Source organism: Pseudomonas sp. TH21 (genome assembly GCF_016651025.1).
GTDB classification, from domain to species: Bacteria; Pseudomonadota; Gammaproteobacteria; order Pseudomonadales; family Pseudomonadaceae; genus Aquipseudomonas; species Aquipseudomonas aylmerensis.
On sequence record NZ_JAEKEQ010000001.1, the window covers coordinates 72,281 to 98,248 of the forward strand.

The 25,968-nt window shown below is 55.7% G+C and carries 19 protein-coding genes and 1 tRNA gene; 10 read left to right on the plus strand and 10 right to left on the minus strand.

From position 1 onward, the window contains the following. The first annotated feature begins 783 nt into the window (after positions 1-783). The 3 genes from JFU04_RS00290 to JFU04_RS00300 are packed head-to-tail and all read left to right on the plus strand — an operon-like array spanning position 784 to position 6,494. Positions 784-3,210: an ABC-three component system protein gene (locus JFU04_RS00290; RefSeq protein WP_201143297.1), complete on the plus strand. Its 2,427-nt coding sequence runs from the start codon at positions 784-786 to the stop codon at positions 3,208-3,210. Then, positions 3,203-3,748 carry a hypothetical protein gene (locus JFU04_RS00295; protein WP_201143298.1) on the plus strand — a complete coding sequence of 182 codons (546 nt, stop codon included), beginning with the start codon at positions 3,203-3,205 and terminating at the stop codon, positions 3,746-3,748. Before JFU04_RS00290 ends, JFU04_RS00295 begins: the two co-directional genes overlap by 8 nt. Beyond that, positions 3,741-6,494 carry an AAA family ATPase gene (locus tag JFU04_RS00300; RefSeq protein WP_201143299.1) on the plus strand — a complete coding sequence of 918 codons (2,754 nt, stop codon included), beginning with the start codon at positions 3,741-3,743 and terminating at the stop codon, positions 6,492-6,494. The genes JFU04_RS00295 and JFU04_RS00300 overlap by 8 nt, the downstream gene beginning before the upstream one ends. A gap of 141 nt (positions 6,495-6,635) precedes the next feature. Here the strand turns inward: JFU04_RS00300 and JFU04_RS00305 are convergent, their stop codons facing one another. From JFU04_RS00305 to JFU04_RS00340, 8 genes are all read right to left on the minus strand, one after another. After that, on the minus strand, positions 6,636-7,493 hold the full coding sequence (locus JFU04_RS00305) for a hypothetical protein (protein ID WP_201143300.1): 858 nt from the start codon (positions 7,491-7,493) through the stop codon (positions 6,636-6,638). A gap of 89 nt (positions 7,494-7,582) precedes the next feature. Further along, positions 7,583-10,471, minus strand: coding sequence for a DUF927 domain-containing protein (locus JFU04_RS00310; RefSeq protein WP_201143301.1), 2,889 nt, complete (start codon positions 10,469-10,471; stop codon positions 7,583-7,585). Further along, complete coding sequence (locus tag JFU04_RS00315; protein WP_201143302.1) at positions 10,468-10,740, minus strand: DUF3077 domain-containing protein; 273 nt, start codon at positions 10,738-10,740, stop codon at positions 10,468-10,470. Before JFU04_RS00315 ends, JFU04_RS00310 begins: the two co-directional genes overlap by 4 nt. Then, on the minus strand, positions 10,737-11,021 hold the full coding sequence (locus JFU04_RS00320; protein ID WP_017846196.1) for a hypothetical protein: 285 nt from the start codon (positions 11,019-11,021) through the stop codon (positions 10,737-10,739). The genes JFU04_RS00315 and JFU04_RS00320 overlap by 4 nt, the downstream gene beginning before the upstream one ends. Positions 11,022-11,550: 529 nt before the next feature. Beyond that, entirely contained in the window at positions 11,551-11,856 is a 306-nt protein-coding gene (locus JFU04_RS00325; RefSeq protein ID WP_201143303.1) for a hypothetical protein, read from the minus strand. After that, entirely contained in the window at positions 11,853-12,170 is a 318-nt protein-coding gene (locus JFU04_RS00330; RefSeq protein WP_201143304.1) for a helix-turn-helix transcriptional regulator, read from the minus strand. Before JFU04_RS00330 ends, JFU04_RS00325 begins: the two co-directional genes overlap by 4 nt. Positions 12,171-12,725: 555 nt before the next feature. Next, a complete protein-coding gene (locus tag JFU04_RS00335) occupies positions 12,726-13,961 on the minus strand; it encodes a tyrosine-type recombinase/integrase (RefSeq protein WP_201143305.1) in 1,236 nt (411 codons plus the stop codon). A gap of 167 nt (positions 13,962-14,128) precedes the next feature. Then, positions 14,129-14,205 (minus strand) — tRNA-Arg (locus JFU04_RS00340). A gap of 371 nt (positions 14,206-14,576) precedes the next feature. Here JFU04_RS00340 and gabD point away from each other — a divergent pair. From gabD to JFU04_RS00355, 3 genes are all read left to right on the plus strand, one after another. Then, the gene (gene gabD, locus JFU04_RS00345; protein WP_058426343.1) at positions 14,577-16,019 is read left to right on the plus strand and encodes an NADP-dependent succinate-semialdehyde dehydrogenase; all 1,443 of its coding nucleotides are present in this window, start codon (positions 14,577-14,579) and stop codon (positions 16,017-16,019) included. 181 nt (positions 16,020-16,200) lie between these two features. After that, on the plus strand, positions 16,201-17,478 hold the full coding sequence (gabT, locus tag JFU04_RS00350) for a 4-aminobutyrate--2-oxoglutarate transaminase (protein ID WP_025855478.1): 1,278 nt from the start codon (positions 16,201-16,203) through the stop codon (positions 17,476-17,478). A 138-nt stretch (positions 17,479-17,616) separates the two neighbouring features. Further along, positions 17,617-18,825, plus strand: coding sequence for an HDOD domain-containing protein (locus JFU04_RS00355; protein WP_065899544.1), 1,209 nt, complete (start codon positions 17,617-17,619; stop codon positions 18,823-18,825). Positions 18,826-18,924: 99 nt separating this feature from the next. Here JFU04_RS00355 and JFU04_RS00360 read toward each other — a convergent pair whose 3' ends face one another. Both JFU04_RS00360 and desA read right to left on the minus strand, forming a co-directional pair. After that, positions 18,925-19,926 (minus strand): sensor domain-containing diguanylate cyclase, encoded by a 1,002-nt coding sequence (locus JFU04_RS00360; RefSeq protein ID WP_065899545.1) that lies wholly within the window; start codon positions 19,924-19,926, stop codon positions 18,925-18,927. Positions 19,927-20,114: 188 nt separating this feature from the next. Beyond that, on the minus strand, positions 20,115-21,299 hold the full coding sequence (gene desA / locus JFU04_RS00365) for a delta-9 fatty acid desaturase DesA (protein WP_065899546.1): 1,185 nt from the start codon (positions 21,297-21,299) through the stop codon (positions 20,115-20,117). A gap of 166 nt (positions 21,300-21,465) precedes the next feature. Between desA and dibA the strand changes: the two genes are divergently transcribed. The 4 genes from dibA to cysT all read left to right on the plus strand — a co-directional run bounded on the left by dibA (position 21,466) and on the right by cysT (position 25,967). Continuing rightward, entirely contained in the window at positions 21,466-23,376 is a 1,911-nt protein-coding gene (gene dibA / locus JFU04_RS00370; RefSeq protein ID WP_201143306.1) for a phosphodiesterase DibA, read from the plus strand. A 303-nt stretch (positions 23,377-23,679) separates the two neighbouring features. Continuing rightward, positions 23,680-23,862 carry a sulfur starvation response protein OscA gene (gene oscA, locus JFU04_RS00375; RefSeq protein ID WP_003170956.1) on the plus strand — a complete coding sequence of 61 codons (183 nt, stop codon included), beginning with the start codon at positions 23,680-23,682 and terminating at the stop codon, positions 23,860-23,862. Between the two features lie 75 nt (positions 23,863-23,937). Continuing rightward, positions 23,938-24,948, plus strand: coding sequence for a sulfate ABC transporter substrate-binding protein (locus tag JFU04_RS00380; protein ID WP_053137687.1), 1,011 nt, complete (start codon positions 23,938-23,940; stop codon positions 24,946-24,948). Positions 24,949-25,148: 200 nt separating this feature from the next. Further along, positions 25,149-25,967 (plus strand): sulfate ABC transporter permease subunit CysT, encoded by an 819-nt coding sequence (gene cysT, locus JFU04_RS00385; RefSeq protein ID WP_065899548.1) that lies wholly within the window; start codon positions 25,149-25,151, stop codon positions 25,965-25,967. The last annotated feature ends 1 nt before the right edge of the window (position 25,968 follow it).

Sequence of the window (25,968 nt, forward strand, 5' to 3'; positions counted from 1 at the left end):
CCGCGGGATCAAGTTAGTGGGAGGCGTTGGAAGTTACTGAAATTTCAATCGTTGAAATTGAAAGGATTTTGAAGAAAAGAGGGCATTCTTACGGTACTGGTAACGGTTCTCTCAGATCGCTCAAACGGTAGGGCAAATGCACAGGAGAACTGGAGTTCACCAGGTTCATCTGGTCACTAAGCTGGGTGACTTTCCGCTAACACGATCTTGCGGGGACCCCACCCCGTACATGCTTCTTCTGCTCAGGGGGCCCTGGCTCCCGCAGGAATCTCTTCGCTGGTGGAATTCATTTCCAATGGGGGGCGGGGTAGACACGTAAGCACCAAGTGTAACAAGTGTTATATGAATTATTAAGCTCTTGAATTTATTGATTTTTATTTGTGTGCACCCCGCATAGTTATTCATATGCGTTTGGTGTCACAACCAAAAATGGTGTTACAGCGACGTTTTCAAATTTGAGCAGACCGTAGACCGGAATGATTATTTTCATCGTCGTAACAGACAGAAATCCAGCAATGACGGACGGTAGTCATACGTGAGCAAGCCGGTCGGTGTGTTTTATAGATTAAGACGAATGTAGGGAAAGGAGCGCTGCACCAGCCCTAAGGGGCCTCAGGCTTGGGGATCGACACACCGATTCAACACGATACGACACTTCTTTGGTACGCGCCGATATTGCGACCTACATATCAAAGCTCTGTGAAGCTGATAGGATGGCAAAAAATAATCACTGGGCATGACTACCCGAAGTGCGCGAGATCAGTCCAAGGAGCGGTGTTTTCAATGAAGGACTTACGCGAGTTACTGCTGAAGCCTAAGCAGGATGTGGCAGATCGGAAAAAAGCTTTGAAAAAGAGGCCCAATGCATTCGCATTTGATGCCGGGCAGCTTCCATTTGAGCGTCTCGGAGATGCTCAGTTCGAGCTTCTTTTGTCTGATATTTACAATGCGTTAGCAGGCTCCGATTCCCATAGCTGGTATGACAGCGCAAGACGGATGAATGACGGAGCGGATGGTGGGCGCGATGTCATATTAACGCATCAGGGAGTGTCGGTTGGCATCATCCAATGTAAAAGGTTGAAGTCCAATATAGGACTACCCCAGTTCATTCCGGAAATTTGCAAGTTTTTTCTAAACTCAGTTCTGGAACCAAAACTAATTTCAGCTGACGGAAAAGAGTTTTTTTATATATTGGCTGTTGCAGAAAGCACAACTGCTGCCCTCATGACGTTCCTGGATGGCACTGGAGTAGAAAGATTTGACGCGTTAAGGTCTACTTTTGAGGAAGAAGCCTTAAAGGTAAAAAATAAATATGTAAAGCTCAAGGAAAGTGATGAGCTTAAAGGAATTAGCTCGGGCGCTCAGCTGTGTGATTTGTTTTGGGCTAGGATGACTGCAACCAAAACAATACTCCATCGAAAAGAGGATTTGTCAAGGCTAGTTGCTGACAAAGATAAGATAAAGTCGACATATTTTAAGCTGGATACAGTTGGTGGTGCCACAACGCATGAAATTGAGATACTTCTTAATAACGTTTTGGGTACTAGGGGGTTAAGTCGGGGAGCGGGAGATGTAGAACTAGCTTCAAAAATTAGAACAGCATATATAGACTGTAATTTGAATCATAATGGTCGATTCAATGTGGCTGTTGTACAAGGTTCCGGCAACAGCGTAGAGGTTACTATTCGAGGTTTGCTTGAAGAGCCAGACTCTAAATTGAAGCATCACTTTGGTTCGCGTGTTTCCATCATTATTTGTGGGTCGTCGGCTCTCACAGCGGATAAATGGTCGTTTTGCAATAAATTGGTGGAGGATTACACTTCGCCAATTGTGCTGATGGTGGGGTGCGGATATGTAGACGGCTTGACGCTCCTTAAATGGAAAAATGAGGATCAAGAAAGCAAAGTTTGGATAGATCCCGAGTGGGAACCCGCTTCCGGCTGTAACTATCGCGCAGGCTGGTGCTGGGTTAAATTAAGTGATGAAGAAAAAAAGTGTTATATTTTAGTTGAAAACAACCCACTAGATGCAGAGCTTGATCATGGCAATGTTTCGCTGAGGTTGGCATTTGAAGATGTCGTTGTTTGGCCGATACTCGGTGATGATTTTGTAGCGCCTATATCTGAGTCAAAGTCCCAGTTGAGAAGAGTTTATCTTGGGCAAAGGGAGGATGCGTTATTACGCCCGAATGTTTTACTGGTGTCTCATAATACGAATGCGGCTGAGGCATCTTTTGAAAGTTCATTGTCTGATTATCATGCGTTGCGGCAGAATTCTAAGGTTGCATTGGTCGTTTCAAATAGCGGTCAAGTTAGAGATTATGGTGTTTGGAAGAATGTTACGGGTTTTTTCCCAACAGCTGAACTATCAAACATAACGACCAAAGCGCCAACGAACAGTCCTTGCGGAAATTTGATGCGCAGGATCTCGCCAGGTGCGTTGTTAGCTGAATTAGCCTGGGACAGCACCGGGCACACTATAGTTGTTTGTCGCGCCTTTCCCTATAGATTTAAGGATCATGGCATCTACTCTGATTTGAGCGCTGAAGAAGTAGAGCTTTCGCAGATCATAAGTAAATACCCTGCTACTGTAGACATGACGGTTCCCGTCCATTCTGAGCTGGAAATATTACAAGAGCTAGTAGAGTCGGGAGCTTTCCAAGCTAGCGGGGTTTTTACTTACTCTACTATTCATGGTGTAAAACCCGGAGCAGCTTTCCTACCCAACCATATATATGATCATGGCGAGTGTGTTATGGGTACGGTGCACGCACTTTGTTATCTCAAATCTCAATCTAACACCCATTGGCGGTACGAGAGGTACTGTAGTGGCCAACTAACGTACGTCTCGGACTCAGGATATACTGCTAATATTCTCGGCTGGAGTAACTATACTTACAGTGTTCGGTCGATGGAAGCTGATATAGTAGACTGGGCAAAGCAACCCGGCGAGCATCCCGAGCTGATTGTTTTTTGGAAAGGGAAAGGTCGTATACCTGATGTTGGAATAAAGCCCTCAGAGCGCGGGCGCTTCAATATAACGTATGCCGCAGATGAAGAGAATAATATTACATACCCTACGCTTGCCAGAAAAGCATTCGTCTTTGGAATAGATGAGGTTGAATCGTATTATTCCGAGTTGGATTCGAGCAAGTCGCCTTCTTCATTGATGGAAGATATAGTTGCGCGAAAGGAGAAGTTGGATGTTTGATCAGCTATTGGTGGATATAGATATTCGCGCCGTGGACGCTGGTTTCACTGCGAAAAATTTGCAAATGGCTGAATTTGATGAGCTGGAAGTCACCAGCTTTTATTGGGAGTCTAATTTTGCCTCTATTTTGCTCATCAATCTGATGGGTTTAGAATATGATGAGTCAATCAAAAAAATTATAATTTCTGAAGCTTTGCTTGATAAGTTTCTCGTTGGGAGAGAACGGTCGGGAGTAGTTATTGATGGTTATTTGGTTCTTGCAGTTGATTCAGAGATGCATGATTTAAAAAAATTTATCGCAGATACGGAAAAAAATACAAGATTCGTCAGAAAACATGTCGTTGTAAAATACCCTGATCAATGGCAAAGGGTAGAGAGAGTTACATCTCTGGGAATAGCAACAGTAGCAAGTGTTGCACAATTTGCGATTAACCCGATACTCGATCCCAAAGCCAAAAAGCTAATGGATGAAATTGAATTGAATGGAAGCTTGGCTACGGCTGAAGCTCATTCTAAGGAGTGGGATCTAAATGAATAGCAATTTGTCGATTCGTTTGCTCTCCATCACTGTCAGTAATTTTCGAGGAATCCCTGATACGATTACGATTCCTCTAGACACCCCCCTGATCGTTATTCACGCAGCAAATGGAACTGGGAAAAGTTCGATTTGCTACGCTATAGAATGGCTTCTTACTGGGGTTGTGAATGATGTTAGTACACACGAGCTTCCATGCCAGTGGGGAAAAGGTCGAATGGAGGTCTCAGCAGAGTGCTTAATTGGACAAGCTCGATACGAATTGCGAAGGTATGGGCGGACTTTGACTTTAAAGGTTGGTGATGAGGTTAATAAAATTACCGATGCCGACCTGTTAGAAATGCTTACGCCAGATTCTGTGGGAGGGAAAAACCAGAAGGTTTCGAAAAATGTAAAACGTAATTGGTTAAGGAGTAGTCGTTGGCTGTATTCAAATGCGTTAGCACTATTGGTTGATAATAGCCGAGCATCTGATAGGGAGCAAATATTTGCTGATATACTTGGTTTTGGGCATTTAACACACGCATTGCAAAAAATTACCGATTATCGTAATGCCCTACCAAGTATAAAGGGCGTAGAAGCAAAACTTTCTAATATTCGACAAGAAATAGCAGGGCTGACTGCAAAAGTCAATGAAACGCTTCTAACCAATCATGAGTTTGAAGCGATGATTCACAGCAGCCTTGAGCGTCTTGGTTTGCCGCCCGCTTCTGGATCCGCTGAAATAAAGGATAGATTGAAAGAAACTAAGAAACTCGTTGAGCAAGGTAGGATTCAGTTAGAAGCCAAAATAATATCTTTAAATAAAATTTATGCTGAGTGGGATAGCTATCACCAACATCAAAAGCATTTGGAAGTGTCGCGTAGTCAATTAGAAACTTTGCATGAGCGGAAAGCTGGCCTAGAAAAAACCGTCTCAACTAATGACCTCGAGATGTCAAATATTTTACCTGATTTTGATGCGGCAGCTAGAACCGTAAGGTGGGCAGATGAACAGCTTGCAAAGTTAGAGCCTTCTTCGGCATTGATTGGTGAAGGTGTAGCCAAAAAATATTTCGAGGCTAACCCAACGTCTGTGTTTGATGTTAAAAGTGTGTTTGCAGAGCTGAGTTGGTCCGATGGTCAGCGAGATGCTTGGAGGCAATCGCTCAATTACTTATTAAATAATGTTGCGGACATTAATGCGTTACTTGTTCAAAAGAATGAACTTGTTGCGAGGTCGCAGGAAATCAAGCCAGTTGAAGGTTTGAGTTTTCTTGAGGCGCAAGCTAGCCAGGCTAGTAAAAAAAGAGAAATATTAGAGTCTGATTTTAAGAAATTATCTTCTGCCGCGGAGCAATTGATATCATTAGGGCGTTCTTTAGTTCACTCTCACAATGATACTTTGTGTCCTTTGTGTAGTCATGATTGGATAACGCACCAAGAACTTATTGCGGCAGTAACTATTCAAAATGATTCAATTTCGCCACTAGTTGCTCATCTTCATCATCAGCTTATAGCTGAAAGAGCAAGTGAGGAGATTGCTCTTAAAGAGTTTAGGGCTGGAAAAGTTAAAGCTGAAATTTACCAAATGCATCTGCAGCGTCTTAATAGTGTTGAACAGCAATTGAGACAGCATGAAAAACTTTCTAATTATTTAGAAATAATGAAGTTGCCTGATCTTTCAGGTGTTACTGTCCAAAGCATCGAACTCTGGTCTGATCGCTTACGTGTTGCTACCTCGTTGAGCAAGTGTCTCGAAACCTTGGCGTATGTTGAAATTACATTCTCGCCCGAGGGTGAGTTATCGCTCCTTGGACGCTTTATGAGTTGTATTGATAGGGTGAAGCGCTATAGAGCCCATTATTTTGGCCAAGAGGGTGTGCTGACTAAAACTCGTAATGACTTGCAGAACGGGCGCGAGTTATTGACGGTTCAGCTAAATCAGGTAAATGTTGAAATTAGTAACTGGACAAAAAACCTTCAGTCTTCTGTGCAAAGTAGCAGTGTGTTAACTTCTGCTTGGAGTTCTCTGGCTCCGGGGCAGGCCGTTACACTGGATAATTATACTAAAATCCATCAGCGACTCGAAAGCGAGAAGGCGGTAACACAAAAGAGTCTAGAGGATTTGGCCCGTGCAGAGGCTTCTGTAAATATCAATGACGATATTAAAGCGCTTGAGATTCTGCAGAGTGAAGAAAAGTTGGTCAGTAATAAACTCAACAAGGGGGCTCATTATTTTAGCGAGGCTGAGAGGATAATATCTTTGTATCGAGCGCATATCAGGTCGCTTTCTATATCATGCTTGGGTCCCGTGTTGAAACCAGCCGCTGAACTTTTTTCACGTATGCATGCTAATGAAGTTTATAAGGGGCTTAGTATCTCTGAGGGTAGTGATGTCCTCCGCTGGACTGCAATTGCAGAGGGGCACGAAGATCAACCAATTGACGCTGAAGCCCGATTCAGTCAAGGGCAGCGTCAGGATCTTGCATTGTCTTTGTATTTGGCGCGGGCGAGGACCGTTGGTGGTACTTTCTTTTTGGATGAGCCGATTGCTCATTTAGATGATTTAAACAGAGTCGCCATGCTAGATATATTTCGGTTGCTCGCCACTACTATGCCTAATATGGGCCTGATCTTAACCACTTCAAGTGACGCGCTGGCTCGACATATCTCTCAGAAATTCTCGACTCCAGATACCCGCCACTTATTACGAACCATTCGATTGGATGGCAACCCAAGAAATGGTATTAAGATTGATATCGATTGACGGGCATAGGGGCCCACTGGTGGTTATGACGGACAACTACGAGGAAGTAAGAAGACTTGCGGCTAAATAATTGATAGATCGGAAGTCTTCTTGAACTGAATAAGTCGAACAATCAGCCCGGGAGACCGGGCTGATTCGGGGTTACGCAGCGAGTAGTTCCTCCAGGGAGATGTTACGGGCTAACGCTGCCAGATCTGAACGGTCAAGTTTCGAATGGAAGGGCCCGAAGCGAGGCACTTTCAGTCCGGACAAAGAATCGCCCATTCCCCCCTTTTTGTGGCTGACGGCTACTATGCGTGCGCCCAAAGCCATCAGCCGTTCGGTTGCAGCATTCCACTCCTCATTCAGCGCAAAACCTACTGCACTCAATGCTGTGGCCTTGGCTTCATCGCAACGTTGGTGGGCATTAGTAATTTGAGTTTCAAGAGTATCGAGCTCGACTTGCAGAGCACCGAGGATCAGGTCTTGCCTTCTGACCTGCTCGTCCGTTGTTGCCAGTTGCTTAGCGGCCTTTTGCATTTCGCCGCTTGCCGATTTTTCCCCTTCGGTATCCCCGCTGGCGAGGCTTTTGGCGTAGGACGTTGCAGCGTCGCGCTCGGCTTGTTGCGCCTTTTCCAGTGCTTGATCGGCTTCAGATTGAATCGCCTTAAACCGCTCACTCAAGTGCGCTCTTTTTCGCTCCAGCGCTTCAATTTCAGCTGTCGCATCGGTCATTGCTTGGATGGATTCGACTTTGATTTGATCGTTTTTATCCAGGCGTTCTAAGTGTTGAATCTTCCGATCAATTGCAGCCAAGTCGTGTGGTATCGCACGTATACGAGCTTCGGCACTTGATATTTTATCCGCAGCTTCGCTTGCTTCCGGGCTTCCAATTGGGTTGCCAACAGCACTGAAACCGCGCGGCGCGTTACGCCATTCGGTTTCCAGTTGTGGAAGGCTCTGTTCCAAGGTTTCCAGTTCTTGAATCAAGGCAGCTTGTTGCTGTTTTAGCTGGTTCATGTTGAGTTCCTAAAGGCGTGAGGTTGATTGATTTTTCCGCTGGCGGGCCAGGCCAAGGTGAGCCTGCATTCCTCTTGGCGGGGCCGTTGTTAGGCCGCCTGGGCGCTTTGATCACCTTGTTCTGGCACTGCCACAACCACATAGCAGCGCTGCAAGCCCAGTCCTGGTAGTCGCACCGCCGTCGAGGCTTTGCCATCCTTTCCCGGCTCTAAAACGCCCCGTCGCAGGAGCTCTTTGTTAACCGCACTGAGGTTCATGCCTCGGAAGATTTCGGAGCGCCATGCTTCCGGCAGCACGTAGTAGGTGTTAGTGGTGTGCAGGGCGTCGCCCATGCCGTGTTCCATGGTCTTGCGAAAACCCAGCCGATCAATTGTGCGTGGGCCGTGCTCATCGATCTTGGCGGCGGCAGATTCCCAGCGGGTGAAGCGGCTTTCTCCAAAGCGCTCGATGACCTGGCGCAACCGTGCCAAAATTGCATCGCCCTCGAAGTTACCGGCGCCGCCGCGTTCAGCTAGCCACGCATGCAGACACACCCGAGCGGCGGTCGTGGCTGTGCCATCCGGCCAGCCGGTAACACCAAAGGCGGTAGCCAACTCTCCGGCGGCTGCGGCGAGGCCGAAGCGAAGGGCGGCACGCTGCGCCTGACCACTGGCCGAGGCGGGCAGATTTTGGGTGATGAATTGCTCCACTGTGTGGCGAACAATCACCGACCACCTGAGCATTTCTCCAGGCGCGCACAGTGCATGCAGGAAGGCGGTGAGGGGCGTGCCGTAGTATTTGGCGACGCGGGCCTTGAGCGCATCGGAGAGCGCAGCAGCATCCTCAAAACCATTCAGCACATCGAACATGCCGAGGCCTTTGCTGGCATCAGCAGGCACGGCGAGCATGCGCACCTCCATGCCGGCTTTCAGCTCCTTGTTTGCATCCGCCATGTGCTGCGCCAATGTCTTTTCTCCAGTCGAGAGAAACAGCAAGCGCCACTCATGCACCTGTCGGCCTGCTTGTCCTCGATCGTTCGCCCGGGCCTTGCCGGTGCCGTTGCCGAGCATATACACCGTTTCCCCAATGATGCGTGGGTCACACATGCCGACTTCATCCAGCACCAGGAGGCCGTCTGAGTGTGCGGCGGCGATGGACTCCAGGGCGTTATCCGTGGAGCGCCACGAACGCACCAGACGCGGCCCGCCATAGACCGAGGCAGCTACCTGCAAGTGGGTCGTTTTGCCGCCGGAGCTGTCGCCGTAGAGGTGGAAGCCGCCCGACTCATGCCCCAGCAGGTTCAGCAGAGGGCCTGCAAAGGCCACAGAAACGACAAACGCCAAGCGATGGTTACCAACGCACAGTGCCCCGATTTGCTGCTGCCAATGCTCCAGAGAGCCCGCCTCGCTGATCGGTGGCAGCTGGGCACCGGCCTCATAAAAATGCAGATGCTCGGCGTGCGAGCCGATTTGCTGTTCTGGCAAAAGGAAGGCGTTGTCGTGCCAGCCCAGGCGCGTCACCAAACGTGCGCGCTGGGCGCTGTCGAAGCCGCCGAGGTAGCTTTGTAGGTCGTTGCGGGCATTGCGTCCTGATCGGCTCCCGGCGAGGCGCAGGCCCATGTCTACCAGCGGGCCAAGCACGTCTTTGCCGAAGTCGCCGGTCATGGTCCTGGCTGGAATGTTCCAGCGTTTTTTGGCGCCGTCTGGGTCGTCGAACTCGACCAATAAGCCCCAGTTGTGGCCCTTGTCGTCGCGAGTGCGTGCGATGATTTCGAGAGGCGAACACACGGGACGCGCCTCGCCATCATCGCCGGAATAGAACACCCCTTCAGGTGTCAGGCGAAAGCCGCCCGGCAACAGGTCATTTTTCGATTTCACAGGACGTTTGGCGGGTGCCTTGGCCTTCGGTTGTTGAGGCTCAGTGGTCTCAGTAACACTTTCGAAAAGCTCACCGCCGCGCACCAGCTCGGCGATGTGCCCAGCGGTCCAGCCTTTGGCTAACGCGTCCGCTGCATCGTCGCCTTCCGCCCATTTTCCACCCTTGATAAGCGTGGGCTTTCCGCCTTTGCTGCTGGGCTTGAGCTTGAACACGTCGAGCGAGATTCGTTGCACTGAAGCGGCGCCCTGCTCAATCAACTTGAGCTCGATGGCGTCCATGCAGGTATTGCCGCTGGCATCGTTATCCGGCCACAGCACTACTGTGCGCCCTTTGAGCGGCGTTAGATCGGCCTTGTGCCAGGAGTTCGAGCCGTTAGGCCAGCAAGTGGCTACATAGTCCGGCATCAGTTCAGCAGCGGCGTCCGCGGCCTTTTCGCCTTCACACAACACTACAGGCGCATCGGCGCGCTGTGCCAGATCATCCAAGCGCAGCAGGGGCCGAGGTTCCGGCAAACCTTGCCAGCGCCATTGTGTGATTTGTCCATCGGAGCGCTTGCACCAGGTCAACGGCGCAAATACCTTTCGCGGCTTGCCGTTTTCATCGGGGCCCAGGTCGAAGCGATACAGCGCCATGACCGGCAGGCCCTGCGCATCCAGATAGATCCATACCTTGGACGGAACACCGTGTTGCCGGTGTTTGGCTGGGCACTTGTTCATGGCCTCGGCCGGGATCGGTTGAATCGCGATCCACTCCGGCGTTGCGCTCTTGGCCGGTGCGCTTTTGGTTGTCGCGGAACCAGCGGAAACGCTGAGCAGATCCGCCAGCTTTTTGCAGGCCTCAACGTCCGTGTCACCGTCGATGTAGCGCACCAAGTCGATCAGGTCACCGCCCTTATCGCCAGTGGCAAAATCCGCCCAGGTGCCTTTGCTCAAATTTACCTTGAGTGACCCTGCGCGTTTGTCCGCGCGTGTCGGATTAGGTGCGGTGTATTCCTTGCCGCCGTCGACGCGTTTGCCGTTCGGCAGCCAGTGAGCAAGTACGCGGTCGATGTTCTTCAGCGCGGCACTTTTTACGTCGGCAAAGCTCGGACGTTTTGAGGTATTGCCGGTGCGCTGAGTCATGGTGCGGTCCTCGACTCAAGCAGCGCCTCGTTCACGTCGTCGATCAGCGCCTTGGCCATCTCGCCGAGGTAAAACGCAGGCCAACTAAAACGCTCGCCCGCATCGCTGATGGCGGCATCGAGGATTAGTTGATTGGTGTGGTGCAGAATCTGGGAAACGGCTTCAAGTGCGCCCTCCAGCGGGATACCGGCATTCACCCGAAACAGGTTTTGGCCGTTACCGTTGGCTGGGGAAAACTCGGAGCGCCCAAGCGTATTGGAGTGGTTCACAGCGCACCGCCTTTCTGGCCCATCGGCACAGAGGAGGCATCACCGTACATGGTGAGTGTTTTGATTAAGCCCAAGGTGCCGCGCACGTCCCAAATAACGGACGACAGCACGCGGTTGGAGAGCAGGGGTTTATCCCCGTCTAAATGGTCTTCCAGCAGCATAAGAACGGAGTCGGCACGGTCGAGCGCACAGGTGATGGCGTCGATAGGAAGACCGGCTTCGGCGTCTTGGCTGACGCAGAGTAGATCTTCGGGTAGTGCAAAGCCTGGGAGCATGCTCATTGGGCACCCCCTACGGCTTCCAGAGCTCGCGCTTTGGACATATGGGCGTTGTAACGGGCTAGGCGTGTAGCGAGGCTGGTGTTGGCGTGTAAAGCGGCGAGAGCCATTGCTCGATGAGCAGCGGCGCGAATTCTGGACGGATTGAGGGCGTATTTCATCTGTGTAGCTCCTTGATTTGAGGAGCTGCCACGTTCGTTACCAAGCGAATGGGTGGCAGCTGTGCGCAGGTTGGTAAACCGGGAATCAAGGAACCCGGCAGGCACGAATGCCTCCCACGCACAGCCGCCATAACACGTAACTGCGGGCACAAAAAAAGCGCCTGCAATAGTAATGGGGGCGCTGTTGCGCCTTGATTTCGTCGGGTTACCAAGCCCGGTCGCTGAATTTGCAGCGACGGCCAGAGAGTAACGTCCGTTTTTTGAAAGTGCAACTGTGGGGGATGCTTGCGGATTTTTTCGATGGGGCATAAATTCAATAGGCATGTAGGTTTACCTCAACGCCTCCGGTTGCCGCCGGGGGCGTTTTCGTTTCAGGCATTGGTTTCCCAGCGCAGGGAGAGCAGTGGGAGAAAATCGCCGTCGAGGCAAGATCGTGCATCTTCGTAAGCGTCGATTTGTTGCCCTTCATCCACGATCACCGCACGCGGGGCTTCGCTGGGTACTGACAGTGCACACCAGGTGCCGTCTGCCCATCGCATAACTACAACTACTCGATTAAGGCGTTTTTGTTGCGTTCTGTGATGCTCAAAACGTTGCATCCATCGTGACGAGAAACCGACTTTTCTGAGTACAGAGAAAGGCTGCAAAATGACCTTGGTGGCGATACGGTTCGTCATGCCGCCACCCTGTCACGAGCTGCGATTCGTGCACGCGTCCAATCTAAAACTTCAGCCAGCACCCATGCGACGGGAGCGCTGCGGGCGTTACTAGCGCTGAGTTTCACTGGAAGTGGGAAGCCGCTATCCGCTTGCTGCATTAGTTTGTAAATCGTTGGGCGCGCTAACCCAACTATGGCCATTACTTCCGGCATGCGGATCAGAATTGCTGAAGGGTCTGCGGCAAAATGACTGGTTCGTTTGGCGTTCAGATCGCTTGTTTCGTAAGGGCGGATTTCGGTGGGATTTGCGGACTTGCAGTTATGATCATTCATGGATAACCCCTGGTTATGGATACAGGGGTATCTATCTATACATTTATCTAGATGAAGAAAACTACTTTTCCCCTAGACCGGTCAATGTGTAGTCAATATGGGGGCAACGCAGGGTGAACGCGGCAGTTTAGTAATTGCGCAGCTAGCACTGTTCGATCAGGTGGCAGGCGTCAGCGACCTGACCACGGCAGAGATCATAGCGCGGTTGCGCTGAGAGAGATTTGAGCAGGCCGTTGCTTAGCGCCGAATGCAATACGGTTTGGCGATCAGTCATTGCCAAGTGTCTCAGGCGCTGTGTAACCGAAAGTCCCACGCCCTGCGCTTGAAGGGCGGAGCCAGCGAAGGTCGCTTGGTAGGATCAGGCGAAAAACGTCTGCCCGCAGCACCTGAGCGCTGACTTTTGCGTTACACGCAGGGGCAGCGTTACATCGGATGTACGCTATGTCGCTCAACTGTGTAACAGGCGTGGAGGCCAATGAAACCGGGCATTTGACTATGGGCGTTACACGAGTAACACCCGTTACACCTGTTTTGGAGGGGGCTGGGTATGTGCTCTCATACTGCCTTTCCAAATTGGCCCTGCACCACATTTCCACTCACTAGGGCATCAAGGTGATCGGCGTACCACTGCATCATCACTCTACGCTGAGGCAGGTACACCGCTTTGTTATAGACCCCGGCAATACCCTCCTTTGCATGAGAGAGCTGGGCCTCAATGTGATTCTCATCGAAACCCTGCTCATTGAGTATGGTGCTCGCGATGTGACGAAAACCGTGGCCTGTTTGCCGACCGGCATATCCCAGTCTGCGAAGCGCCATTAGAAAGACGGTGTTACTACGGGGGATTGTCCTGTCTTTCCTGCCTGGAAATAGTAGAGGGTACGCACCTGTCAGTGTTCGTAACTCAGTGAGCGCTTCGATTGCCTGTCGAGAGAGGGGCACCACATGTTCGCGACGACGTTTCATTCGCTCGGCTGGGATCGTCCAGAGCTTTTTGGAGAGATCGATTTCTGACCAGCGTGCTTCTCGGATCTCGCTAGGGCGCGATGCTAATAAGGAAAGCAAGCGAAGCCCTATACGAACGTCCTTTGCGTGAGGGTAGGAGTTGATAGCTCGAAGTAGCGCAGGCAGTTCTTCAATCGAAACGTGTGCATAGTTTTCAGCGCTACGTGATTGCAGGAATTTGCTGAGACCTTCAAGGGGGTTGTGGACGGCTCGTCCTGTTACGCGGGCCAAGTCATAGATCTCTTTGCAAAAGGCACGAACTCGGCCCATTTGTTCAATGATCCCCTTCTGCTCCATGCCGCGTAGAAACTCCATCCATTCCAGGGGCAGTATTTCCGTGTATACGCGTTTTCCGAACATGGGGAATACGTGAAGCTCCAGTGCGCCAAGCACTCGTCGAGACGTACCTGACTCCCAGCTTGTGCGTCTGGCCTCAAACCACTCCCGGCCTAATGCTTCAAAGGTGTTGTTGGCAGCAACCTGGTCTGCAACCTTGCGAGCTTGCTTGCTCACCAATGGATTTTTGCCGGTCGATGCGTCTTCCCGCAGTTGAGCTGCTTTCTGTCTCGCCAAAGAGCCACTGATTTCCGGGTAGCCGCCGAGACCCAGCCAAGACCATTTTCCGTCTGGCTTTTTGTAGCGCAGCTCCCACGATTTTTGACCGTTAGGTTTCACCCGGAAGTACAGGCCATTCCCGTCCTGCTCCCGATATGTAGCGTGCTCAGGCTCCAGGCCTGCAAGCGTGGTATCTGCTAAGGGGCGACGTTTGATTTCAGAGCGCTTCACTTCCTGTATGCCTCCAGTTATAGGAATCTCAAAGCATACACGTGGGCATACACGGCGGGAAGTTATAGGGATAGACAGGGAGGGATAGCCAGAAACAACAAAGCCCGCACAGGGCGGGCTTCTTGGGGTGTTTCGTAGACTGTCTGAGACAGCCCGAGACTGCTATATGGTGCACCCGGCGGGATTCGAACCCACGACCCCTGCCTTCGGAGGGCAGTACTCTATCCAGCTGAGCTACGGATGCTTGTGCGGGCGACATCATACCCATGTCGTCCTTGGGCGTCCATGCCGGTCTTTGGACGTTTAAGGGTGGGAATTTTCCGTACAGCGGCCCTGCGCCGGGCGCCAGCGGTCGGTGTGGCGGAACCGGTCCTGGTTACGCTGATCAGAAAGATTCGGCAAATGCGCGGTTTTCGTTCTTTTTTTCGAACAGACTATTGCCCTGTACCCCCATTGATCCTAGGATTCGTTTGAGATTTCAAACGCTCTGTCTCCCGTGCGCTCTTTCACTGATCCCGCGCGCTGGGGCTGATTTCCCTGACGGCAGCCCACAAGGCGCCTTTCAACAACTCTAATTCGCTCCGCGTGCGCGCGGTGCTGTTAAGGAAAGCCGACATGCAGCTCAAAGATACCCAGTTGTTCCGCCAGCAAGCCTTTATCGATGGCGCTTGGGTCGATGCGGACAACGGTCAGACCATCAAGGTCAACAACCCTGCCACGGGCGAAATCCTCGGTACCGTGCCGAAGATGGGCGCCGCTGAAACCCGCCGCGCCATCGAAGCCGCCGACAAGGCGCTGCCGGCCTGGCGCGCGCTGACTGCCAAGGAGCGCGCGAACAAGCTGCGCCGTTGGTTCGAACTGCTGATCGAAAACCAGGAAGACCTCGGTCGCCTGATGACCCTCGAACAAGGCAAGCCGCTGGCTGAAGCCAAGGGCGAAATCGTCTACGCCGCCTCCTTTATCGAGTGGTTCGCCGAAGAAGCCAAGCGCATCTACGGTGATGTGATCCCCGGCCACCAGCCCGACAAGCGCCTGATCGTGATCAAGCAGCCGATCGGCGTGACCGCTGCAATCACCCCGTGGAACTTCCCGGCCGCGATGATCACCCGTAAAGCCGGCCCGGCCCTGGCCGCCGGTTGCACCATGGTGATCAAGCCAGCTTCGCAAACCCCGTTCTCGGCCCTGGCCCTGGTTGAGCTGGCGCACCGTGCCGGTATCCCTAAAGGCGTGTTGAGCGTGGTCACCGGCAGCGCCGGCGACATCGGCGGCGAGCTGACCAGCAATCCGATCGTGCGTAAATTGTCCTTCACCGGCTCGACTGAAATCGGTCGCCAGTTGATGGCCGAATGCGCCAAGGACATCAAGAAAGTCTCCCTGGAGCTGGGCGGCAACGCGCCATTTATCGTGTTCGACGACGCGGACCTGGACAAGGCCGTCGAAGGCGCGATCATCTCCAAATACCGCAACAACGGCCAGACGTGCGTCTGCGCCAACCGCCTGTACATCCAGGATTCGGTCTACGACGCGTTCGCGGAAAAACTGAAGGTCGCAGTGGCCAAGTTGAAGATCGGCAACGGTCTGGAAGATGGCACCACCACCGGCCCGCTGATCGACGAAAAAGCCGTGGCCAAGGTTCAGGAGCATATTGCTGATGCCCTGAGCAAAGGCGCCAAGCTGCTGGCCGGTGGCAAGGTGATGGAAGGCAACTTCTTCGAGCCGACCATTCTGGTCGACGTGCCGAAAAACGCCGCTGTGGCGAAGGAAGAAACCTTCGGCCCACTGGCGCCGTTGTTCCGCTTCAAGGACGAAGCCGAAGTCATCGCGATGTCCAACGACACCGAGTTCGGCCTGGCTTCCTACTTCTACGCCCGCGACCTGGGCCGTGTGTTCCGTGTGGCTGAAGCCCTGGAATACGGCATGGTCGGCGTCAACACCGGGTTGATCTCCAACGAAGTGGCGCCGTTCGGCGGCATCAAGGCGTCGGGCCTGGGCCGTGAAGGCTCCAAGTACGGGATCGAGGATTACCTGGAAATCAAATACCTCTGCCTGGGCATCTAAGCCGGGAAGGGATCGCAGCAAACGCAAAGGGCACGAGAGCGCTGACCCTTTGCGTGTTTCAAAACGTTATTCGTAGTGGCCGGGAAAGCTGTGGCAGTCGATCATCGCATGCTGCCGTAGTTGCCTCCCCGCCACGTATTCCTTGAGCTACGCCACCCGATGAGTGGCGAATGAGGACTTTATGAGCAAGACCAACGCTTCTTTGATGAAACGCCGCGAAGCCGCTGTACCGCGCGGTGTTGGCCAGATTCACCCGATCTTCGCCGAATCCGCGAAGAACGCCACCGTGACCGACGTTGAAGGTCGCGAGTTCATCGACTTCGCCGGCGGTATCGCCGTGCTGAACACCGGTCACGTGCACCCGAAAATCATCGCCGCCGTGACCGAGCAGCTGAACAAGCTGACCCACACCTGCTTCCAGGTTCTGGCCTACGAGCCTTACGTGGAACTGTGCGAAAAAGTGAACGCCAAGGTCCCTGGTGATTTCGCCAAGAAAACCCTGCTGGTCACCACCGGTTCCGAAGCCGTAGAAAACGCTGTGAAAATCGCCCGTGCTGCCACTGGCCGTGCCGGCGTGATCGCGTTCACCGGCGCCTACCACGGTCGCACCATGATGACCCTGGGCCTGACCGGTAAAGTCGTGCCTTACTCCGCTGGCATGGGCCTGATGCCTGGCGGCGTGTTCCGCGCGCTGTACCCGAACGAGCTGCACGGCGTGAGCGTCGACGACTCCATCGCCAGCATCGAGCGCATCTTCAAGAACGATGCCGAGCCGCGTGATATCGCCGCAATCATCATCGAGCCGGTACAGGGCGAAGGCGGTTTCTACGTCGCGCCTAAAGCCTTCATGAAGCGCCTGCGCGAACTGTGCGACAAGCACGGCATCCTGCTGATCGCCGACGAAGTGCAAACCGGTGCCGGCCGTACCGGGACCTTCTTCGCCATGGAACAGATGGGCGTTGCTGCCGACCTGACCACCTTCGCCAAATCCATCGCTGGCGGCTTCCCGCTCGCCGGTGTGTGCGGCAAGGCCGAGTACATGGACGCCATCGCCCCAGGCGGCCTGGGCGGCACCTATGCCGGTAGCCCGATCGCTTGCGCCGCGGCCCTGGCCGTAATGGAAGTGTTTGAAGAAGAGCACCTGCTGGACCGCTGCAAGGCAGTCGGCGAGCGCTTGGTGACTGGCCTCAAAGCCATTCAAGCCAAGTACCCGGTGATCGGCGAAGTGCGTGCCCTGGGCGCGATGATCGCAGTCGAGCTGTTCGAAGACGGCGACAGCCACAAGCCAAACGCTGCCGCTGTTGCCTCGGTGGTTGCGAAGGCGCGTGACAAGGGCCTGATCCTGCTGTCCTGCGGCACCTACGGCAACGTATTGCGCGTACTGGTCCCGCTGACCTCGCCGGACGAGCAGTTGGACAAAGGCTTGGCGATTATCGAAGAGTGCTTCTCCGAGTTGTAATCACAAGCTGATCTGATCGACAGAAAAAACCCGCCTCGGCGGGTTTTTTTGTGCCCATTGCGGCACATTCAGGTGTTGTTCATTGTACGTAGGTGCCTGCATTGTCTAAGGTGCAAGCATTGCCGATGGAGCGTGCAGATGACTGCTGTTGATTTACCCGCTGTACCCCGAGTGTTGATCGCCGAGGCAGACCCCTGGTCACGGGATCTGCTCAAGCAAGTGTTACTGACTGTGCGCTGTGACGCACGGTTGGACGTGTGTGCCGATGGGCAGCAAGCGGCCACGCTGCTGCGCGAAAAGGCCTACGACCTGATCCTGGCGGATTGGGAGCTGCCCGGCATTGATGGCCTGAGCTTGTTGCGTAGCGTGCGCCAGAAGCGCCGTACGCCGGCCTTGCCGTTTATTTTGCTGAGCAGTCGCAATGACAGCGCCAGCGTGCGCGAAGCCTTGCCGCTGGCGCCCACCGCCTATCTGACCAAACCCTTGAACATGGAAGGCCTGACCCAGCGCCTGCAAGACCTGCTGCTCAACGAAGGCGAGAGCGTGTATTGCGAGATTCCGCCGCTGGCGCCCGGCATGACCTTGCCTGTCTTCCTTGAGCGCCGCCGTGATGCCTGCGATGGCGCGCCATTGCGCGTCGACGTCAAGGCGGCCGTGCAGCACAGCCTCGGCGCCGACGGCCTGGACCTCAAGCGCCTGGAAGACCAGGTGCGCATGGACCCGCAAATCACTGCCGTGCTGATCGCCGCTGCCAACAGCGCCGGCCACCACGGCACGCCGGTACAGACCCTGCCTGCGGCGTTGCACAAGCTGGTGGCCGGACAGAGCATGAACCTGATCCTGGGGTTGGCCCTCAAGCACAACGTGGTGCTGGGGGACCCGGCGCTGGTGGCCTATGCCGAGCGCCACTGGCAACTCTCGCAGGACACTGCCGACTACGCCCGGCGCCTGGCGCGCATGCTGGAGCTGGATCACGAGCGCTGCTACACCGCCGGCATCCTGCATCGGCTGGGCGATCTGGCCTTGTTGCGCTGCCTGGAAGACTGGCGACAGGGCGGTGGTGCGCTGGATGACGAAGCGATTGGTGAGTCGCTGTATGCCTTTGGCGCCGCCTATGGCTCGGCGCTGCGTGCACGCTGGCGTTTGCCGCTGGAGCTGCGTCAATTGATTGCGGCGATCTATTCCCTGGAAGGCGGGGTGTATGCGCGGGACGCGCTGGTGGTGAACCTGGCCGCGCAAATGGCGCGGTTGACCGAGCATGAAGGGCTGGAAGCTCTGGCCGCGAGCAAGACTGCGCGGTTGCTCAAAGTGGGCCTGTCCGAACTGACCCGAGTGCGCAAATCCTGAAGCCCGCGCCCCCTCTGTAGGAGCCGGCTTGCCGACGATAGCCGTGGTAACTGACACACCGAAATCGCCAGCCAAGCCGGCGCCTACAGTTGATCGGGGTTAGCCCGCGATCACGCGGTTCTTGCCCAGCCGCTTGGCCTCGTACATGGCGGCATCGGCGCGGGCGAACAGGCTGTCCAGGGTCGAGTCTTCTTCTTTGAGGCTGGCCAGGCCCTGGCTGATCGTCACGCTGAAGGCCTGGCCTTCATAGCTGAAGCTCAGCTCCTGAATCTCCCTGCCCAGGCGCTCGGCCACTTGCAGCGCCATTTCCGGTGCGCAGCCTGGCAGTACGGCGGCGAATTCCTCGCCGCCAATGCGCCCGAACAAGTCGCCACGGCGCAATACACCGCGACCGCTTTCGGCGATACGCCTGAGCACCTGATCGCCTTCCAGGTGGCCGTAGGTGTCGTTGACGTCCTTGAAATCATCGATGTCCAGCAGCAGGAAAGCCAGCGGCGCCCCCTGGGCGCAGGCGCTGTCGAAGGCTTGGTTGGCGCACTCGAAGAAGTGCCGGCGGTTGCTGCTCTGCGTCAACACGTCGGTGGTGGCGAGGCGATGCAGCTCCAGTTCCATCTGCTTCTTTTCAGTAATGTCCTCGGCCATGCCCACCACGATCACCGGTTCGCCGGGCTCGACCTGCTGGTTGATGTAGCACTTGTCGCTCAGCCAGCGGATCTGGCCGTCTGCGGTGATGATGCGGTACTCGCGGTCCTCCACGGCACCTTGCTCCAGCACGCGGGCCATGCTGTGCTCGGCGTAGTCAAGGTCTTCGGGATGGATGCTGTTGCGCCATTCCCGATGGTCGGCCAGCAGCAGGCCGGCGGAACGACCGAAAATACGTTCGTAGGCCGGGCTCACGTACAGCACGCGGCGCGTTTCCCAATCGATGGCCCACAGCACGGCGTTGACGCTGACCAGCAGCGAACTCAGCAACTGCTCGCGCTCACTCAGCCGCTCGACTTCACCCTGGGCATGCATCAGCGCCAGCAGGGTCGCCGCCGCTGCTGGGCGAGGATGCTCAGCAGTGGGGGCGTCGTGTAAGTAGGACTTTTCGTGAACCATCGGCACAACTCTCTCTGGGCGCGCCGCAGGATGGAGCAGCGGTCACTACAAGGGGCCACCATGATGGCGAAGTGTTCATTGAGAGAGGGGATTTGCAGTGAAGTTCCGTCAACTGGACCGATTGACGGTGACCGAGAAATGACGCCAAAAAGCTGATTGGCGGGAGGGAAGGCCCTCCCGCCGCACTCTCAGACGGCTGCAGGACGCAGCGAGTAGGTCTTCAATTGGTGGGCAAAATCGCGCAGGGATTGGATGCCGCTGGCCTCGGCTTCATGCACCCATTCCTTGATGGCTGCGAGCATATCGTGGCCATTGGAGCTGGTCTTGAGCCAGATCTGTTGCAGCGCCAGGCGCTTTTCGTAGATCACCTGCAGGGCATGGCTGTGCTCCAGCATGCTCTGGATGCGCACGTGGTGGCGGTCATCCAGCAAGCTGGTCTCGCGGGACAGCAGGCGCTTCGCGCGATGAAACTGGTGGCGCACCGAGTGATCGACCTTTTCCAGCTCCTGCTTGACCAGCGGGCCAATCACCAACTTGCGGTACTGGGCCATGATCTGGAAGCGGTTGTTGAGGATCGCCATGGCGGTGTCCATGTCCAGGTGGCCCTTGCCCTCGACGCGGTGCGCGATCGGCGCGACACGCTGCACCTTGGCCAGGCGCAGGAAGCTGAACACTTTGATCCACGCCCAGCCGAGGTCGAACTCCCACTTCTTCACCGACAACTTCGCCGAATTGGGGTAGGTGTGGTGGTTGTTGTGCAGTTCTTCGCCGCCGACGATGATGCCCCACGGCACCAGGTTGGTGGCGGCGTCACGGCATTCGAAGTTGCGATAGCCCACGGCATGCCCCAGGCCGTTGATCACGCCGGCGGCCCAGAACGGGATCCACATCATCTGGATCGCCCAGATGGTGATGCCGATGGTGCCGAACAGCAGCAGGTCGATCACGCCCATGATCGCCACGCCCAGCAGCGGGTAGGGCGTGTAGATCTTGCGTTCGATCCAGTCGTCCGGGCAGTTCTTGCCGTAGATGCGCAGGGTTTCAGGGTTTTCTGCCTCGGCGCGGTACAGCTCGGCGCCTTTGCGCAATACGGTGGACAGGCCCTTGATCACCGGGCTGTGCGGGTCATCGACGGTTTCGCACTTGGCGTGGTGCTTGCGGTGGATAGCGGTCCACTCGCGGGTGTTCTGCGCCGTGGTCAGCCACAGCCAGAAGCGGAAGAAGTGTTTCAGGCCAGCATTGAGTTCCAGGGAACGATGGGCTGAATAGCGGTGCAGATAGACGGTGACCGCGACGATGGTCACGTGGGTCATCAACAGAGTGACTGCCACCAGTTGCCAGGCTGACAAGTCAAGAAAACCGTTGTACCACATAGGCTGTATGGCCCTCAGAAAAAGAAAAGAACAGCTCACGCATTATCACTAAGCCTACAGAGAAAACCAGCAGCCCTTTCAGATAGGAGTGACTGGATGTTTCTTATTCTATAATCCGCAGCCTTTGTAGGGCGATTGTGTTTTTTGGGTAAGGATTACTGACCATATGCTGTTTTCATACCGAGGTGCCCTGCGTGCAGGGCTGGTATACCTGCTGGTTTCCATTGTGTGGCTCCAGCTCAGCAACCATTTATTGATCAACTTTCTCGATGAACCGCGGGAGTTGGGGCGCTGGCTGCAGGTGCGCGGGTACGTGTGGGTGGCCTTGAGCGCACTGGCCATCTACCTGATGTGCGCGCGATTTGCCCGCGCGCATCAGCTGCAGCAGCCACTCAAGGAAAACCGCGAACGCCTGCGCCAGGCCGCCGCAGTGTTTGATTGCACGCGTGAAGGCGTGCTGGTGACCGATGCCCAGGGGCTGATCGTGCACGTCAACCGGGCCTTCATGGAGATCACCGGCTATCGGCGCGAAGACGTCATGGGCCAGCAGCCCAGCCTGTTCAAGTCCGGACGCCATTCGTCGCATTTTTACCAGCAGATGTTCCAGAGCCTGGAACGCACCGGCGAATGGAGCGGTGAAATCTGGAACCGGCGCAAAAGCGGTGAAATTTATCCACAGTGGCAAACCATCCGTGTGATCCACGATGACCAGGGCCGCGTCAGCCATTACGTCGCGGTGTTTTCCGACATCAGTGCCATCAAGGATTCCGAGCACGAACTGGCCCACCTGGCCCATCACGACCCGCTGACCGACCTGCCCAACCGCCTGCTGTTCACCGACCGCGCCGAGCAGGCGCTGGCCTCGGCGCAACTGCACAAGCGCGGCTGCGCCCTGCTGCTGATGGACCTCGACCACTTCAAGATCATCAATGACAGCCTGGGCCACAACGTCGGCGACCAATTGCTCAAGCTGGTCGGCGAGCGGCTGCAGGGCCTGTTCGGGCCCGGCGTGACCCTGGCGCGGCTGGGCGGGGATGAGTTCGCCGTGCTCGCGGAAAGCTGTCCGCAGGTGGTCCAGGCGGCCGCATTGGCGCAGCGCATGCTGGAGGCGATGAAGCAGCCGTTCATTTTCGACGGTCACCAACTTTTTATCAGCGCGAGTATTGGCATCAGCTTGTTCCCCAACGACGCCCTGAGCGCCGAACAGCTGCTGCGCAACGCCGACTCCGCGTTGTTCAAGGCCAAGAGCGCCGGGCGTGAAGGCTACGCGCTGTACACCGAAGAACTCACCGCCCATGCGCAGAACCGTGTGGAAATCGCCAGTGAGCTGCGGCGTGCCCTCGACCAGCAGGAACTGCGCGTGTACTACCAGCCGGTCCACGATCTGCACACCAGCCGGCTGATCGGCGTCGAGGCGCTGGTGCGCTGGCAACACCCGGAACGCGGGTTGGTGCCGCCGGGCGAATTCATCCCCATCGCCGAGCGCACCGGGCTGATTGCCGACATCGATGGCTGGGTGATGCACCACGCCTGTCGGCAGATGTGCCAGTGGCTGGCCGAGGGTACGCCGTTGAGCTTTATCGCGATCAATGTGTCCAGCCGCTTGTTTGCCCGGCGCGAACTGTACGAGCAGGTCGCCCAGGTGCTGCATCAAACCGGCCTCGACCCGGCCTTCCTGGAGCTGGAAGTCACCGAAAGCGCGGTGATGGACGACCCTGAAGTGGCCCTGGAACAACTGCATCGCCTGCGTGAGCTGGGCTTGCGCCTGGCCATCGACGACTTCGGGACCGGCTATTCCTCGTTGCTGCGGCTCAAGCGCCTGCCGGTGCAGAAGCTCAAGATCGACCAGGGTTTTGTCGCCGGGCTGCCGGGGGACGAGGATGACGCGGCGATTGTGCGTGTGGTGATCGCCCTGGCGAAGAGCATGGGCATGCAAGTGCACGCCGAGGGGATCGAGCAGGTGGAGCAGGCACGGTTTCTGTTGGAGCAGGCGTGCGACCTGGGGCAGGGTTACTGGTTCGGGCGGCCGATGCCGGCGCAGGAGATTGATTGGGCAAGGGCCCCTGCCATTCGTTAGGCACACCGCGGTCAATGTCTGGGCCGAGCTTGCCCGCGACGAGGAACTGTCAGGCGAAATATTCGCCGCCTGACACACCGCCATCGCGGGCGAGCCCGGCTCCCACAGGGTTCAGCGACGCCTGTGCGTCAGTATTTTCATGGCCAAAGTCCTCGCAACCCCACGTCCCACCAGAAAATTCTTTCTGGTTATATAAACATTCTTAAATAGTATTTTTAAGAATATCCCTGCTTATCTACTATCGCCCTCACGCCGCAAGCAGTGCCGCCACTGCGAGGCACTATTCATTTCAGGAGCGAGACCATGAGCGCATCTCTACGTAGCGTCGACGGCCAGGACGAAGCAGCCATTTTGCGTGAGATCCAGAGCGCCCTGCGCGATCTGCGGTTTGGCGCGGTGGAAATTACTGTGCACAACGCCCAAGTGGTACAGATCGAACGCAAAGAAAAATTCCGTTTGCAGAACCCGGGTAACAAACCGAGCTAAGCAAAAACGGCGATTCGCATGCTAGACCCGCAACTATAAGAAAAAGCCAACACCCAAGAATTTCAGGAGCCTTCTATGTCGTCGATTCGCCGTTATGCCCTGGCCGCCCTGGCCAGTGCCGTGTTTGCCGGTTCCGCTGTTGCCAAGGACTACGAGTTGCTCAACGTCTCGTACGACCCGACCCGTGAGCTGTACCAGGACTACAACGCTGAGTTCACCAACTTCTGGAAACAGTCCCACCCAGGTGACAACGTCAAGATCCAGCAATCCCACGGTGGCTCGGGCAAGCAAGGTCGGGCAGTGATCGACGGCCTGCGCGCCGACGTAGTGACCCTGGCCCTGGCCGGCGACATCGACGAAATCGCCAAGTTGGGCAAGACCCTGCCGGAAAACTGGCAGACCCGCCTGCCGGACGCCAGCACCCCGTACACCTCGACCATCGTGTTCCTGGTGCGCAAGGGCAACCCTAAAGGCATCAAGGATTGGGGCGACCTGATCAAGAAAGACGTTTCGGTGATCACCCCGAACCCGAAAACCTCCGGCGGTGCGCGCTGGAACTTCCTCGCCGCCTGGGCCTACGGCCTGAAATCCGGTGGCAGCGAAGCCAAGGCGCAGGAATACGTGAAAGAGCTGTTCAAGCACGTGCCGATCCTCGACACCGGCGCCCGTGGCTCGACCATCACCTTCGTCAACAACGGTCAGGGTGACGTGTTGCTGGCCTGGGAAAACGAAGCGTTCCTGGCCCTGAAAGAAGACGGCGGCGCTGACAAGTTCGACATCGTCGTGCCTTCCCTGTCGATCCTCGCGGAGCCGCCAGTGGCCGTGGTCGACAAGAACGCCGAGAAAAAGGGCAATACCGAGATCGCGACCGAATACCTCAAGCACCTGTACAGCCCGGCTGGCCAGGAGATTGCGGCGAAGAACTTCTACCGCCCACGCGATGCAAAAGTTGCCGCCAAATACGCCCAGCAGTTCCCGAAACTGGACCTGGTGACTATCGACAAAGACTTCGGCGGCTGGAAAACTGCCCAACCGAAATTCTTCAATGACGGTGGCGTGTTCGACCAGATCTACACGGCGCAGTAAGCCAAACTACCGGTAGGAGCCCGCCTTTCGGCGGGAGCTGGGCTGGTGTGGGAGCCGGGCTTGCCTGCGATAGCATCACCTCGGTGCGACTGATACACCGAGGTGCCTGCATCGCGGGCAAGCCCGGCTCCCACAGAAGCGCCAGCTCCTGCAGGAAGCGCGCTCCTACAGTGGTATCTACCCGCTAACCAAGGACTCTTATGTCGCGTCGTATTTCCCCCGTCATACCCGGCTTCGGGCTGACGCTGGGCTACACCGTGGTGTACCTCAGCCTGATCGTACTCATCCCCCTCGCGGCGATGTTTGTACACGCCGCTCAACTCACTTGGGATCAGTTCTGGAACATCATTTCCGCACCGCGCGTGCTGGCGGCGTTGAAACTGAGCTTCAGCACCGCGCTGTATGCCGCGCTGATCAATGGCGTGATCGGCACGCTGCTGGCCTGGGTGCTGGTGCGCTACACCTTCCCCGGACGCAAGATCATCGATGCGATGATCGACCTGCCGTTCGCCCTGCCCACCGCCGTCGCCGGTATCGCGCTGACGGCGCTGTACACGCCGACCGGCCTGGTTGGCCAGTTCGCCACTGACCTGGGCTTCAAGATCGCCTACACCCCGCTGGGCATCACCCTGGCGCTGACGTTCGTCACCCTGCCGTTCGTGGTGCGCACCGTGCAGCCGGTACTCGCCGATATCCCCCGGGAAATCGAAGAAGCCGCCGCCTGCCTGGGCGCCAAGCCGCTGCAAGTATTCCGCTACATCCTCGTGCCCGCGCTGCTGCCTGCCTGGCTGACCGGTTTCGCCCTGGCTTTTGCCCGTGGCGTCGGCGAGTACGGCTCGGTGATTTTCATCGCCGGCAACATGCCGATGAAAACCGAGATCCTGCCGCTGCTGATCATGGTCAAGCTCGACCAGTACGACTACCACGGCGCCACGTCCATCGGTGTGCTGATGCTGGTGGTTTCCTTTATTTTGCTGCTGCTGATCAACTTGCTGCAGCGTCGCATCGAACACCCATAAG